The sequence below is a fragment of the Pseudomonas sp. AC211 genome (genome assembly GCF_979258055.1).
In genome coordinates, this window is sequence record NZ_OZ409830.1 from 5106745 (window position 1) to 5121384 (window position 14640).

The following is a 14640-nucleotide window of genomic DNA, read 5'->3' on the forward strand; positions in this document are numbered from 1 at the left end:
GGTTTTTCTTCCCGGTGCGCTGCTGTTGTTGCCCACCGCTCCTATGGAATAAGGTGCCCAGCACTGATCGACAGGGATAAACAGGCGTGACCACCAGCAGCGAAAAAAACCACGGGGGCAACCACCTGGAATTGGCCCGACGCATTCTTGAACACGTGCAGGAAAGCGGTCTGGTGGTCGGTCAGGCGCTTTCTGAGCAAGCCTTGGCGCGCACCTTTCAGGTGTCGCGCACGCTGGTTCGCGCCGCGCTGAAGCTGCTGCAGGAAGAGCAATTGCTCAGCCACGAGGCCGGCAAGGGCTACAGCTCTGCTGGCGCTGCCCGACCCGGCCATGAGCGCCGCGCTGCCGCAAGCCGAAGAGGAAGCCCTGGCGACGTCCGTGCTGCGCGATCGCATGGCAGGGCGTCCGGGCAGCAGCATCAGCGTCAGCGACTTGATGCGCCGCTACAGCATCGGCCGTCCGGCCGCGCAAAAGGTCATCACCCAGCTCAGTGAAACTCAGGTGGTCGAGCGCGGACCGGGCCAATCATGGTTATTCCGGCCGCTGCTGAACAACCTCGCCGCGCTGGAAGACAGCCTCCATTACCGCCTGTTGATGGAGCCGCAAGCCTTGCTCAGTCCGGGCTTCGAGGCGGACTTGGCGCGCCCGGCGCTGCTGCGCGAAGGCATGGAAGCGCTGTTAAATCAGGGCATCAGCAGTTTCGACACCCAGCAATTTCGCGAACTCGATATCGGCTTTCACGAGTGCATTGCACAGAGCTGTGGCAACCAGTTTCTGCGCGATGCGCTGCTGCATCACCAGGCGCCGCGCCGTTTGCCGAACCTGTTGCCGATGGTCAGCGTGCACCGGCTGCAAGAAGCCTTGCGCGAACATTTACGCATCATCGAGCACATCGAACGGGGTCAGCTAGAGATTGCCGCCGACCTGATGCGCCTGCATTTGCGCCTGTCTTCGGCCCAGCGCCCGCAAACGGCCAACCGTGGCGTGCCGCAAATCGGTCCATTACGCCGGTAAGCAAATTGCCCTACATGCCCGGTTTTTTTGTGCTAAAAAATACCGAGCCTTACCCAGGCGCTTTGAAATCCACCGTCATTCCCGCGTAGGCGGCGGTCCGACGCTTCGGAATCCAGAATTCTGGATGGATCACCGCTAACCCGGCGATCTTGCATCGGTGGATTCAAGCAAATGTTTATGTCCCTGCCGGATACGTGTGAATGCCCAAACATCCCGTGATCGCCTTTTTCCCCGAAGCCAGTTTTGGTGCCGCGCTCAATTGCATCGGCATCGCGCAGGTGCTCAAGGGGCTCGGTGCCAAGCCGGTGTTTATCTGCCACGGCCATTTCCAAGGCATTTTCGCCGAGTACGGATTTCCGGAATTCCTGATTCCCGCGCAAACCAAATTGTCCGCGGCGGAACACCAGCATTACTGGGAAACCTTCATCGAGAAGAACATTCCCTACTTCGACCAGACCCCGCTCGAGCAGATCGACAGCTACGTAGCGCCGGCCTGGGAAGCGATCATCGACACCGCCATCGACGCAGAAAAACCGCTGCAGCAACTGCTCGCCCGCTTGCGCCCCGACGTGATCGTGCTCGACAACGTGGTCACCTTTCCGGCCATCAGCAACGCCGGCTGCCCCTGGTGCGCATGGTGTCGTGTGCCGAAACCGAGTTGCTCGACGCCGCCGTGCCGCCGTATTTGTCGGGCTGCGCGGCAGATGACAAGGCGGGGCGCGAGGCCTTTGTCAGCCGTTACCACAAGGCGGTGGCGCCGGCCCATGCGCGTTTTGCGCGCTTTCTCGACAGCTGCCAGCACCCGCCAAACCTGCCGGGCCAATTTCTCGAAGATTCGCCGTATTTGAACCTGCTGCTGTCGCCCACAATTTGGTTCGTTACAAACGTGAACAGCCGTTGACCCCGGAGCGCTATGTGTACCTGGACGGCTGCGTGCGCTCCGAGGCGCCATACGTGGTGCCCGAGTTTCCGGCGCATAACGAGGCGCCGCTGATCTACGTGAGTTTCGGCAGCCTGGGCGCCGCCGATGTGCAGATGATGAAGCGGCTGATCGCGACCGTCGCCGACCTGCCGTACCGCTTGATCAACGTCGGCGCGTACCGCGAGATGTACGACAGCGTGCCTGACAACGTCTACCTCGACAGCTGGTTCCCGCAGCCAGCCGTGCTGCGCGAATGCAGGCTGTTCGTGCATCACGGCGGCAATAACAGCTTCTGCGAGGCGCTGTATTTCGGCCTGCCGTCGGTGGTGATTCCGTACTGCTGGGACGGCCACGACAACGCCCGTCGTGCCGAAGAAGTGGGTGTAGGCGCTTACCTTCCGCGCTTTGCCGAACCGCTGGCGGCGCTGCCAAACGCGCTGCGCCAATTGCTGGCAGATGAGGCGCTGGTTGCTCGCTTGCAGGGCATCAGTGCCACTATGCAGGCCAATCCGGGCAGTATTGTGGCGGCAAAGGCCATCCTCACGTTGGCGACATAACCTGCTGTTTTTTCTGGAAAACCCAGCTTTCTACGCCATTTGGCGCACTATTTGCCGTCTTGAATGTCAATTTCTTCGATGGACGAAATTGCCATCATTGAGCCATTATCGCCACCTTTCTCGGTTAGCTGATTTCGGCGTAGTACGAGCGCGTAGAGAAACCCGCAATGCCCTCAATTTCTCTGTTAGTCTGCGACGACTCAAGCATGGTGCGAAAGCAGCTCGCTGCTGCGCGCTGCCGCCTGAATGGGCGGTGTCCGTCACGGAGGTGGACAACGGCCTGGCGGGGCTGGAGGCGATTCGCAACGGCTTGGGCCGCGTGGTGCTGCTGGACCTGACCATGCCGGTCATGGACGGCTATCAGGTACTCAACGCCGTGCGTGAAGAGGGTCTGGACGCGCAGATCATCGTCATTTCTGCTGACGTGCAAGAAGAAGCCCGGCGCCGCGTGCTGGAGCTGGGCGCACTGGCCTTTTTGTGCAAACCCTTCGACCCCGCCGAATTTCGCGCCACCCTCAATGCCCACGGCCTGCTCGCCGTGCCGCCGCACGACATTGCCGCCAGCGCGCCGACCAGCGATGCCCCGACCAGTTTTCGCGACGCCCTGCAAGAAACCGTCAACGTCGCCATTGGCCGTGCTGGTGCGTTGCTGGCGCGGGTGCTGGATGTGTTCGTGCAACTGCCGGTGCCCAACGTCAACCTGCTGGAAGTGGGCGAGCTGCACATGGCACTGGCCGATGTGCAGCGCGGCGACGAGCGCCTGACCGCTATCTGCCAGGGCTACATCGGCAGCGGTATCGCCGGTGAAGCGCTGCTGATTTTCCACGACTCCGAAATCGCCGACATGGCGACTCCTGCTGCACCGCGACGGCAACGACGGCGGCGATCTGGAAATGCTCCTGGACCTCTCCACCCTGTTAATCGGCGCATGCCTGGCGGGGATTGCCGAGCAGATCGACGTGGTGTTTTCCCAGAGCCATCCGCAAATTCTGGGCGAGCACCTGGCCATCGATGAGTTGATTCACGTGAACAGCCGGCGCAACAAGAAAACCCTGGCCGTGGAAATCAGCTACAGCCTTGAAGGACACGACATCCACTTCGACTTGCTGATGCTGTTCAGCGAAGATTCCGTGCAGCTGTTGCACAAAAAACTCGCGTATTTGATGAATTAGGCCGCCCCATGAACGAGCCGATCGACCTCAACGAATTCCACTGGCTGCTCGCCATCGTGCAGAGCATCGACGTGGGCGTGGTGGTGTTCGATGCGGATTACCGCGTGCTGGTGTGGAACACGTTTATGGAAAACCGCTCGGGCATTCAGCCAGGCGTGGCCAACGGCAGCTCGTTCTTCGAACTGTTCCCGGAAGTGGACAGCAAGTGGTTTCGCAAGAAAGTCGAAGGCGTCGCCGCCCTCGGCACCCCGGCGTTCACGGTGTGGGAGCAGCGGCCGTACTTGCTGCGGTTCCAGAATTACCAGCCAATCACGGGCCGTGAAGATTTCATGTACCAGAACACCACGCTGTTCCCGCTGCGTTCGGCGAACAGCAAAATCGGCCATATCTGCCTGGTGATCTACGACGTTACCGACGTGGCAAACAACCGCCGCCAGCTGCTATCGGCCAACGCCGAGCTGCAGAAGCTCTCCAGTACCGATCGCCTCACCGGCTTGTACAACCGCGGTCACTGGGAAGAGAGCCTGCAAAAAGAGCACGCCCGCCACCGCCGTTACGACAGCACGGCGACGCTGATCATGCTCGACATTGACCATTTCAAACGCATCAACGACACCTACGGCCATCAGGCCGGCGACAAAGCCATTCAGCGCGTCGCCGATGTGATTCGCGACCTGAGCCGCGACATGGACGTGGCCGGCCGCTACGGCGGTGAGGAGTTTGTGATTCTGCTGCCGGACACCAGCAAGGAAGGCGGCCGCGTGTTTGCCGAGCGCCTGCGCCACAACGTCGCCGCGCTGAAAATTGAACATGCCGGGGAAATTCTGCGCCTGACCATCAGCCTGGGTGTGGCGGATCTGTCCGTGACCTGCGACCACCATGAAGAATGGATTCGCTGGGCGGACGAAGCGCTGTATGCATCAAAGGAAGACGGGCGCAACCGCGTGACGGTTTACGAGTAAGCGATCTCGCAATGCTCCTCGGCCGCGCTCACATGCGCATGGAGGGGGACAGACTCTCAATATGCCGATACTGCGCGCCCAATTGCTCCGCCAATACCTGCGCGCGCCCTAACCTGATCGGCGCGCTTTCGATGTCCACCACTAACGCCGGGCACGCCATCGGCGGCAATGCCGGCCACTCGCGTAAGCGCCCGTCGGTAATCACCAGCACCTTTTGCTGTTCGGCAGGCTTGCTGCGCTGGCGCTGGGTCAGCCAGTCGCCGGTTTGTACCAGCCCTTCAATCAACGGCGTGCCGCCGCCAGCGCCCAAGTCTGACACCCAGGCCAGCATCGCCGCCGAGCGTTTCTGCCCCTGGAACGGCCACTGCGCTTGCATTCCAGTCGCGTGCAATACGGCGATGCGCACGCGCTGTTGATACGCCTGCTCGAGCACCGTGCCCAGCAAGCCTTTGGCCTGTGTCAGCGCGCCATGGCGGCGGGTAGAGGCGGAGGCGTCCACCACCAATACCCACAATTCGCTTGGCCGCTGGCTGCGCGGCTTTCGCACTACCTCGCGGGCCCGTGTCGGACGGCCACGCAGCAAGGTGCTTAGCCAGTCGATGGCGCCGGTCTCGCCGGTTTGCTTGGCGCCATGACGGCCGCCTTGCAGGGCGCCGGGTCTGGGTCTGGCATCCGCGCCAGTGACCTGTCGCGGGCGGATGCTTGGGGCTTTTTTGGCCAGCGCGGCAACTCGCGCGCCGCCCCCGTGGGCACCGCCTGCGCAGGCATTTCGCCCCACTGGCCTTCGCCAGCCGAAGCCCCCGCTGAACTTGTCTGCGGCGTCGGCGGCGCGTGCGGCGGCTGCGCTGCCGGTGGCGGGGTGTGACGGCGACGGTGGGCGAGAGCAAAGGGTTCGACGGCGTCGATGTCTTCAGCGCTGATCGAGTCGGCGCCGCGCCAGGCGGCATGGGCACGGGCGGCGCGCAACCAGACCAAGTCGGCGCGTAAGCCATCGACTCCAGCGGCATAGCAGCGCTCGGCGATTTCGTTGACGCTGACGTCGTCCAGCTCGATGTTCGTAAGGGCGCCGCGCGCTGCCAGACAACGCTCGCGCAACGCCTGCTGCGGCGCCTGCCACTGCTGCATAAAGGCGGCCGGGTCGGCATCAAACGCCAGGCGCCGACGCACGATTTCGGCGCGCGCTTGCGGCTGCGGCTGGGCATCGAGAATGACTTTGAGGCCAAAGCGATCCAGCAGCTGCGGGCGCAGTTGGCCTTCTTCCGGGTTCATGGTGCCGATCAGCACAAAACGCGCCGCGTGCTGGTGCGAGATGCCGTCGCGCTCCACATGGTTGACGCCGCTGGCGGCGACGTCCAACAGCAGGTCCACGAGATGATCCGGCAGTAGGTTCACTTCATCCACGTACAGCACGCCGCCGTCGGCCTTGGCCAACAAGCCGGGGGAGAATTGCGCGCGGCTTTCGGCGAGCGCTGCATCCAGGTCAAGGGTGCCGACAATGCGCTCCTCGCTCGCGCCCAACGGCAGTGTCACGAAATGCCCACCCGGCAACAGCTGCGCCACGCCGCGCGCCAAGGTGGACTTGGCCATGCCGCGCGGGCCTTCGATTAATACGCCCCCAATCGCGGGGTCGATGGCCGCCAGACACAGCGCCAGTTTTAGCGAGTCAGCGGCGACGACAGCGGCAAGGGGAAATTGCGGGGTCATGGTGGGGCTCGGCTGGTGGAGATAGCGCCAAGTGTAACGGCTCACGGGCACTCGAAGCGTATTTGCCGGAAGCGCTAAAGCGTGGGCCCCTGATAGCGGCGAGGCGCAGCTTTGGGTCGCTGCGCAGTCTCGGTGCAACCGGTACGCAAGGCGAAAAAACGCCACATGCGTGGCGCTTTTCAGGTGCGGTGCTGCCGTGATCAATTGCTTAGTCACAGCGCCCGGGAAAGCTTACCAACTGAAACCGGCGCCGATGCCTGTGGTGACTTGCCCTTGAGAAATGCCGACCGATGCTTTAACCGCAACATTGCTATTGATCCGCGCCTGCGCGCCCACCGCAACCGACTGTGCGCCTTTGAAGTTGCCAACGCCCACACCCACGCCAAAATTAGCACCGGCCTGAAGTTCCGGCACACTGGTCATCGCCGCGATGGCGGCTATACCGGCGTAGGCGTCATCAATCTCGCCACTGAGTTTATGCGTAGCGCGGTTAAGTTGGTTCAAGTTAACCGCGTCAGTTCCCTCGACGGCCTCGCCAACATCCTGCAGTCTATTGCCGTTTAAACGAATCATCGAATTACCCGACGTCGAACCGAGAACGACATTAGAGCCGTTTGCCCCGCCTACTGACACTGCTTGTTGAGTCACTGAAAGACTGTTATCACCCGATTGCAATACAACGTTTCCGGCCGACTTCGAAGCATTGCCTATCGAAGTTTGTGCAGTACCGGTTGTATTAATGCTGGTGTTGCCCGTTTGGTTAAGTGCGCCGTTATTAACTACGCCGGCTGCAGTTGTTGTTCCGCCGACGGTCAAGTTGTTATCAATGGTGGTATTTCCGTGAGTCGTCACGTCACCATTGTTGGTAATGGTGGTAGTGGTAATACCGCCGGCTACATTCAGGGAGCCGGTAATAACGCCGTTGCCCGTTGCATTGATGGTATCGGTCTGGATGTTGCCGGTGTTGGTAACGCCGTTGGTGGTCGTTGCGCCTGTCACCCCAAGTGCGCCGCCAACCGTGGTGTCGCCAGTGGAGGTGACGGTGGTGGTTTGAATGGCGCCGGTGTTGGTGATGCCGTTTGTGGTCGTTGCGCCTGTAACGCCAAGTGCGCCGCCAACCGTGGTGTCGCCAGTGGAGGTGACGGTGGTGGTTTGAATGGCGCCGGTGTTGGTGATGCCGTTTGTGGTCGTTGCGCCTGTAACGCCAAGTGCGCCGCCAACCGTGGTGTCGCCAGTGGAGGTGACGGTGGTGGTTTGAATGGCGCCGGTGTTGGTGATGCCGTTTGTGGTCGTTGCGCCTGTAACGCCAAGTGCGCCGCCAACCGTGGTGTCGCCAGTGGAGGTGACGGTGGTGGTTTGAATGGCGCCGGTATTGGTGATGCCGTTTGTGGTCGTTGCGCCTGTAACCCCGAGTGCGCCGCCAACCGTGGTGTCGCCAGTGGAGGTGACGGTGGTGGTCTGAATGGCGCCGGTGTTGGTGATGCCGTTGGTGGTCGTTGCGCCTGTCACGCCAAGTGCACCGCCAACTGTGGTGTCGCCAGTGGAGGTGACGGTAGTGGTTTGAATGGCGCCGGTGTTGGTAATGCCGGTAGTGGTCGTTGCGCCGGTGACGCCGAGTGCGCCGCCAACCGTGGCGTCACCAGTGGAGGTGACGGTAGTGGTTTGAATGGCGCCGGTGTTGGTAATGCCGGTAGTGGTCGTTGCGCCGGTGACGCCGAGTGCGCCGCCAACCGTGGCGTCACCAGTGGAGGTGACGGTAGTGGTTTGAATGGCGCCGGTGTTGGTAATGCCGGTAGTGGTCGTTGCGCCGGTCACCCCGAGCGCGCCGCCAACGTTGGCGTTGCCAGTAGAGGTAACAGTGCCGGTTTGGATGTCGCCGGTGTTGCTAATGCCGTGAGTGGTCGTTCCACTAATTACTTCGAACGTGCCGCCGACAACCGTAATGCTGGCGGGATCACCAATAGTAATGAATGACGCCATGATCGAATCGGCCAGGACGCCGACAGCATCGACGGCAGGCGCAGCATAAGTGTTGCCGGATAACGCCAGGGTGATGGCAATCGTAATCTTGCATAAGCGAAAATTTGACATGATTAAAAGTTCCAAGCGGTCGGTTAAGTTTGCTCGGATATTGTTTGGATATTTCCACAATATTGCTGCGGGCGCTTTTCTACCTAGACGATGCAAAGTGCTGTTGTTTATTAAGATTGTCGTCCGTAATACGTAGGATTGTTCCCGGCAGGAAAAGGGCTTACGCCGTTTAATTGAAGATACTTCGTATAAGGCAAACAGGTCTGCGGTTAAGTGAGCGCGTTATATCAGCGGCACAACGTTGGCATGTATGTAGGAAGTTTAAAGTTTAAGCGTATGAGATCTATACATTGAGCAAGCGTTTCGGATATGAAATACCAGCGAACTAACCCGCCGCCATTCGTTACGCTTCTTCACTGTCGATTAATAAATTTTCCAACGCTGCCCGGTACTCGCCGGGCTCCTGCCAGAGTCCACGTTGCTGGGCTTCGAGCAAGCGTTCGGTGATTTCGCGCAGCGCTCCGGGGTTGTGCTGCTGAATAAAGTCTCGGGTGTCGGGGTCGAGCAGATAGGCGTCGGTGAGCAGTTGGTATTGGTGATCGTCGATCAGCTCGCTGGTGGCGTCGAAGGCGCACAGGTAGTCCACGGTGGCGGCCAGTTCGAAGGCGCCTTTGTAGCCGTGGCGTTTCATGCCGGCGATCCATTTCGGGTTGGCCGCCCGAGCGCGCACCACACGGTTGAGTTCTTCTTTAAGCGTGCGAATTCGCGGGTTGTCGGCCTGGCTGTGATCGCCGTGGTAGCTGGCGACCGAACTGCCGCGCAAGGTTTCCACCGCCGCCAACATGCCGCCCTGGAATTGGTAGTAGTCGTTGGAGTCGAGGATGTCGTGCTCGCGGTTGTCCTGGTTGTGCAGCACCGCCTGCACGCGCTCCAGGCGCTGGATAAATTGTTCCCGCGCCGGCGTGCCCGCATCCCCCGCGCCATAGGCATAGCTGCCCCAGTTCAGGTAGACCTCGGCCAGGTCGGCGCGGGTTTGCCATAGACGCTCTTCGATAGCGTTCTGAATGCCGGCGCCGTACGCCCCCGGCTTGCTGCCAAACACCCGCCAGCCCGCTTCGCGGCGCGCCTGCTCGGGCGGCACACCCTGCTCTTGCAGACGCTGGCGCTCTTCACGAACGCGGGCGGCGAGGGGGTTCATGTCGTCCGGTTCGTCCAGCTCGGCGACCGCTTGCACGGCGGCGTCGAACAGGCGAATCAGGTTGCTGAACGCGTCGCGAAAGAAGCCGGACACCCGCAAGGTCACGTCCACGCGCGGCCTGTCGAGTAACGACAACGGCAGGATTTCAAAGTCTTCCACACGCTGGCTGCTCGACTGCCACACCGGGCGCACACCCATCAGCGCCATGGCCTGCGCCATGTCGTCACCGCCGGTGCGCATGGTGGCCGTGCCCCATACCGACAGGCCCAGTTGGCGCAGGTGGTCACCGTGGTCTTGCAGGTGGCGTTCGAGCAACAAGTTTGCGGACTGGAAGCCGATGCGCCAGGCGGTCGGGGTTGGCAGGTTGCGTACGTCTACCGAATAGAAATTGCGCCCGGTGGGCAGCACGTCGAGGCGCCCGCGACTAGGCGCACCGCTCGGCCCGGCGGGCACGAAGGCGCCGCGCAGCGCCGCGAGCAAGCCGTGCATTTCCGCCGGCCCGCAGGCGTCCAGCGTCGGTGCCACGTGCTCGCGCAACGCCGCCAACACGGCGCGGGTGTGTTCGCCGCATTCCGACTGGTCGCCATTCAAGCTGGCGGCAATCAATTGCACGGCGAACAGCTCGAGCCGTTCACGGGTGTCGCCTTCCGTGCGCCAGGTATCGTTGCTAACCGCGTGCAGCGCAGCCGGACGCGGCCCGCTCCACGGCGCGGCCATTTCGCAATTCAGCGGGTTGAAACCCAGCTCGAAATCCTTCGCCAGCGCCTGCAACAGGCTGGCGTTGCGGCCTTTGCCGTCGCCACGGGGAATGCGCAGCAAGGCCAGCAACGTGTCCAGGCGCAAGCGCCCAGCCGGCGATTCGCCGAACACATGCAGGCCGTCGCGAATCTGCGATTCCTTTAAATCGCACAGATAGGCGTCCAACTGGGGCAGCCAGGAATTGGGGTCGTCGTTGATCTGTAGCTGCAACTCGCGGTCGAGCTGGGTCGCGCGCACCAGGGCGAGAATTTCGCCGCGCAGCTCGGTCGCGCGCCGCTCGTCGAGCAGCGAAGCGTCGTAGTACTCGTCGGCCAGGCGCTCAATGTCGCGCAGCGGGCCGTAGCTTTCGGCGCGGGTGAGCGGCGGCATCAGGTGGTCGATGATCACCGCCTGGGTGCGACGCTTGGCCTGCGCGCCTTCGCCGGGGTCGTTGACGATAAACGGGTACACGTTCGGCGTTGGGCCAAGAATTGCGTCCGGCCAGCAATGCTGCGACAAGCCCACGCTTTTGCCCGGCAGCCATTCCAAATTGCCGTGCTTGCCAACATGCACCACGGCGTTCATGGCGAAGGTGTCGCGCAACCAGAAGTAAAACGCCAGGTAACCGTGGGGCGGCACCAGATCGGGGTCGTGGTACACGGCGCTGGCGTCGAGCTGGTAGCCGCGCGCCGGCTGAATACCGACAAACGTCAGGCCGTAGCGCAGCCCGGCGATCATCATGCGACCGCCTCGGAACATGGGGTCTTGTTCGGGCTCGCCCCAGCGTTCACGCACCGCTTGCTGGTTAGCCAGTGGCAGGCGGGCGAACAGGCGGTGATAGTCAGCGAGCGCCAGGCTTTGCGCACAGGGGCGCAGGTCCAGGCCGTCGAGGTCGTTGGTCACGCCACCGAGCAACTCATGAATCAGCGCGGTGCCGGTTTCCGGCAAACGTTCGACCGGGTAGCCCTCGGCTTGCAGGGCGCGAAGAATATTCAGCGCCGCAGCGGGCGTGTCGAGGCCCACGCCGTTGCCGATGCGGCCATCGCGGGTGGGGTAATTGGCGAGCACCAGGGCGATGCGTTTGTCGGCATTGGCCACCCGCCCCAGGTCGACCCAGCGGCGCGCCAGCTCGGCGACAAAGTCCATGCGCTCCAGATCGGCTTCGTAGCACACCACATCGCTCTGGCTGCGCTCGCTGCGCCACGCCAGGCCCTTGAAGCTGATGGGGCGGGTAATCAGCCGGCCATCGAGTTCCGGCAAGGCGATGTGCATGGCCAAATCGCGCGAGCCCAGGCCCTGCGGGTTGGCCTCCCACAGCGGCTGATTATCCAGCGCGCAAATCGCCTGCAGCACCGGCACATTGCGGCGGAACGGGCGCAGGTTGGGTTGCTCGGGGTTGGATTGGGCGAAGCCAGTGGTGTTGATGATCAGGCTGGCGTTGCTTTCGTCGAGCAGGTCTTCGACCACGGCCAGGCACGCCGCTTCTTTCAAACTGGCGACGGCGATGGGCAGCGGGTTCAGCCCTTGCGCGCTCAAGCGCTCGCAGAAGCTGTGGATGAAGGCGGTGTTCGCCGACTGCACGTGGGTGCGATAGAACAGCAGGCCCACCACCGGCTGGCCGGCTGCCCAGGTCGCTTGCCAATCTGCCAGTCCGGCATTGGCCGCGCTGGGGTGATACACGCCCACACGCGGCAACGGCTGCGGCTCGGCCCAGGGGTAATCGCCGTTGAGCCAAGTGGCGGCCAGGTAATGAAACAGCTGACGGGCGTTGTCGACGCCGCCCTGGCGCAGGTACTGCCACAGGCGTTCGGCCTGCTCCGGCGCGACGGTGCCGAGGGCGGTTAGCTCCGGGTCCGGGCTGTCATCGCCTGGCACCAGAATCAACTGCGCGCCGCGTTGCGCCAGTTCCACCAGCCGCTCAATGCCGTAGCGCCAATAACTCAGCCCGCCGTGCACCGATACCAGAATCACCTTGGCGTGTTGCAGCACTTCCTCGACGTAGAGGTCCACCGAGGCGTGATTCTGCAACTGCGCGGGGCTGGCCAGGCGCAGGCTTGGGTAATCGTCCGGCAGGGTTTGGGCAGCGGCGGCGAGCAGCGAAAGGTGCGAGTCTCCGGTGCACAGAATCACCACATCCGCAGGGGTTTGCGCCAGATGGGCAATGCCATCAGCGGGGACGAAACCACCGGGTTGGGTGCGCAGTAAGTGCATAACAGACTCAGATGCTGTGCTTCCCTCTCCCGCTTGCGGGAGAGGGACCGAGGGAGAGGGCCGGGGCTAACGCAAAACCGCTGCCCTCACCCCCAACCCTCTCCCGCGAGCGGGAGAGGGAGCAAAGGCAATTGCCGCGTGTTCACACCAATGCCTGGCGCAATTCGTTACCAATCACCGCTTCATCCAACTCCTGGCCAATGATCACCAAATGACTGCTGCGCGTTTCATCGCTGCGCCACGCGCGGTCGAAGTGTTTGTCGAAACGCTTGCCTACGCCCTGAATCAGCAGGCGCATCGGTTTGCCGGGAATGGCGGCGAAGCCTTTGACGCGCAGCACGCCGTGACGCTCCACCAGGCCGTTGAGCGCAGCCAGCAACTGCGCTTCTTCGACTTCCGGCAGTTCCACGGAGAAGGAGTCGAACTCGTCGTGGTCATGCTCTTCGTGGTCTTCAAGATCGTGGTGGGTTTTGCGGCTGTCGATGTGCAGCTCGGTTTCCGAGTTCAAGCCCAGCAGCACCGACAAAGGCAGCACGCCGCTGCGTGCTTCGATCACTTTCACCGCGGGCGGCAGTTCCTCGGCCACTTCGGCACGCACGGCGGCCAGGGCTTCAGGGCTGAGCAAGTCGGCTTTGTTGAGAATCACCAGGTCGGCGCTGGCCAGTTGGTCGGCGAACAGCTCGTGCAGCGGCGATTCGTGGTCCAGGTTCGGGTCTTCGCGGCGCTGCGCGTCGACCTGGTCTGGGAATGCGGCGAAGGTGCCGGCGGCTACGGCCGGGCTGTCGACCACGGTGATCACCGCATCAACGGTGCAGGCGTTGCGAATTTCCGGCCAGTTGAAGGCCTGCACCAATGGCTTGGGCAGGGCCAGGCCCGAGGTTTCGATAAGAATTTGGTCCAAGTCACCGCGCCGCGCTACCAACTCGCGCATCACCGGGAAGAATTCCTCTTGCACCGTGCAGCACAGGCAGCCGTTGGCCAGCTCGTAAACGCGGCCGTTGGCTTCTTCTTCGGTGCAGCCGATGGTGCATTGCTTGAGGATTTCACCGTCGATACCCAGCTCGCCAAACTCATTGACGATCACCGCAATGCGGCGGCCTTCGGCGTTGTCGAGCATATGGCGCAGCAGCGTGGTTTTGCCGGCGCCGAGGAAGCCGGTGACGATGGTGACGGGGAGTTTGGCCAAGCTTTTCATCGAATGCAGCCCTGTTGGATACGCGCGAAATCGGATCGGCGGGCGGCTGCGACGGCTACAGCGAGCAGAGCGCTCACCGCAGAATTCGCCACCGGATCACCCCGCCCGGTTGTCGTGAATAGGTTCGAGGCAGGTCTCCTGGCTCACGACATGGCCCTTGATGCGGGCCGCTTTCCTCGCCTTCCCGCGCGTGGCAGTGGCACTGGAAGAAAGCCGGTCGTTTACAGTTGCGGGGGCAGCCGCGGCCTGGCTGTTCAGCGCACCGCGTTCCTCTTAGCTCTGGCGCAAATGCGCCGAGACCTCGAAGCGAGCAAGGCTACGCAGTGGTGGGGGATGGGTCAAATTCGATGAGGTCCGATCATCCAGCTTCTGGACATGGAAGCCTGCACGGGCGAGGCACGTCAGCGTTGACCTTTGCCGATGAAAATGGTGTTCTAGCGCGCTGTTTCAGGTGTCTTGCGTCGTCGTGCGCAAGGTGAAACGGGAAGTCGGTGCGCGCTCTGGTCGGTTCTGGAGCAGTTAGTCCGACGCTGCCCCCGCAACGGTAGGCGTGTGTTGAAACCCTTCAGCCATGCGAGCCCGGAGACCGGCCTGAATTCATACCAGTAGGCAAAACCCGCGGTGGGCGGGCGCAAGCCGGAAGTCTGAATGCGCTCGCATTCGGCTCCTCGTGCGTTCCCTTCTGCTACGTTTTCATTTCCAGTTCAGAGGGAACGGTCATGTCCAGTAGCACCCTTACTCATTCTGCCGAGGCCAGTGCCTCGCTTTCTCAGCGTCTCGTGGTCGCCATCGGCGCCGGCCTGTTGGGCGCGTTGCTGGTGTATTTCGCCGGTTTCTCCCATGTCGAGGCGGTACACAACGCTGCTCACGACACCCGCCACAGTGCCGCGTTTCCGTGCCACTAATTTCTGTGCCACCAAGTGTGCGTGCGACTGA

General features: G+C 62.3%; 11 protein-coding genes, 2 pseudogenes and 2 riboswitches. Of the genes and pseudogenes, 7 read left to right on the plus strand and 6 right to left on the minus strand.

What is annotated here, in order from left to right; all coding sequences use genetic code 11:
- Positions 1 to 41: 41 nt before the first annotated feature.
- Complete coding sequence (locus tag ACZZZP_RS23760; protein WP_463537004.1) at positions 42 to 284, minus strand: hypothetical protein; 243 nt, start codon at positions 282 to 284, stop codon at positions 42 to 44.
- On the opposite strand from ACZZZP_RS23760, the gene ACZZZP_RS23765 reads away from it, so the two are divergent.
- The 6 genes and pseudogenes from ACZZZP_RS23765 to ACZZZP_RS23790 all read left to right on the plus strand — a co-directional run bounded on the left by ACZZZP_RS23765 (position 174) and on the right by ACZZZP_RS23790 (position 4627).
- Entirely contained in the window at positions 174 to 494 is a 321-nt protein-coding gene (locus ACZZZP_RS23765; RefSeq protein WP_463536985.1) for a GntR family transcriptional regulator, read from the plus strand. The two genes, ACZZZP_RS23760 and ACZZZP_RS23765, sit on opposite strands and share 111 nt — an antisense overlap.
- Positions 436 to 1014 (plus strand): FCD domain-containing protein, encoded by a 579-nt coding sequence (locus ACZZZP_RS23770; protein WP_463536986.1) that lies wholly within the window; start codon positions 436 to 438, stop codon positions 1012 to 1014. Before ACZZZP_RS23765 ends, ACZZZP_RS23770 begins: the two co-directional genes overlap by 59 nt.
- A 200-nt stretch (positions 1015 to 1214) precedes the next feature.
- A complete protein-coding gene (locus ACZZZP_RS23775; RefSeq protein WP_463536893.1) occupies positions 1215 to 1862 on the plus strand; it encodes a hypothetical protein in 648 nt (215 codons plus the stop codon).
- 22 nt (positions 1863 to 1884) lie between these two features.
- Entirely contained in the window at positions 1885 to 2493 is a 609-nt protein-coding gene (locus ACZZZP_RS23780; protein ID WP_463536894.1) for a glycosyltransferase, read from the plus strand.
- A gap of 167 nt (positions 2494 to 2660) precedes the next feature.
- Positions 2661 to 3665: pseudogene (locus ACZZZP_RS23785) on the plus strand (response regulator).
- A gap of 8 nt (positions 3666 to 3673) precedes the next feature.
- Positions 3674 to 4627, plus strand: a complete 954-nt coding sequence (locus tag ACZZZP_RS23790) for a sensor domain-containing diguanylate cyclase (RefSeq protein WP_463384347.1) — start codon at positions 3674 to 3676, stop codon at positions 4625 to 4627.
- 28 nt (positions 4628 to 4655) lie between these two features.
- Here ACZZZP_RS23790 and ACZZZP_RS23795 read toward each other — a convergent pair whose 3' ends face one another.
- From ACZZZP_RS23795 to cobW, 5 genes and pseudogenes are all read right to left on the minus strand, one after another.
- Complete coding sequence (locus ACZZZP_RS23795) at positions 4656 to 5348, minus strand: vWA domain-containing protein (protein ID WP_463536987.1); 693 nt, start codon at positions 5346 to 5348, stop codon at positions 4656 to 4658.
- Positions 5333 to 6331, minus strand: a pseudogene (locus tag ACZZZP_RS23800) (ATP-binding protein); the annotation flags it as partial. The pseudogene ACZZZP_RS23800 and the gene ACZZZP_RS23795, both read right to left, overlap by 16 nt.
- A gap of 231 nt (positions 6332 to 6562) precedes the next feature.
- A complete protein-coding gene (locus ACZZZP_RS23805; RefSeq protein ID WP_463384348.1) occupies positions 6563 to 8422 on the minus strand; it encodes a YadA-like family protein in 1860 nt (619 codons plus the stop codon).
- Positions 8423 to 8765: 343 nt separating this feature from the next.
- Positions 8766 to 12509, minus strand: a complete 3744-nt coding sequence (gene cobN / locus ACZZZP_RS23810) for a cobaltochelatase subunit CobN (RefSeq protein ID WP_463384349.1) — start codon at positions 12507 to 12509, stop codon at positions 8766 to 8768.
- A 142-nt stretch (positions 12510 to 12651) separates the two neighbouring features.
- Positions 12652 to 13704 carry a cobalamin biosynthesis protein CobW gene (gene cobW / locus ACZZZP_RS23815; RefSeq protein ID WP_463384350.1) on the minus strand — a complete coding sequence of 351 codons (1053 nt, stop codon included), beginning with the start codon at positions 13702 to 13704 and terminating at the stop codon, positions 12652 to 12654.
- A gap of 111 nt (positions 13705 to 13815) precedes the next feature.
- Positions 13816 to 14023, minus strand: a riboswitch (cobalamin riboswitch).
- Between the two features lie 113 nt (positions 14024 to 14136).
- A riboswitch (cobalamin riboswitch) is annotated at positions 14137 to 14313 on the plus strand.
- 110 nt (positions 14314 to 14423) lie between these two features.
- On the opposite strand from cobW, the gene ACZZZP_RS23820 reads away from it, so the two are divergent.
- On the plus strand, positions 14424 to 14609 hold the full coding sequence (locus tag ACZZZP_RS23820; RefSeq protein ID WP_122492316.1) for a CbtB domain-containing protein: 186 nt from the start codon (positions 14424 to 14426) through the stop codon (positions 14607 to 14609).
- Positions 14610 to 14640 lie beyond the last annotated feature (31 nt).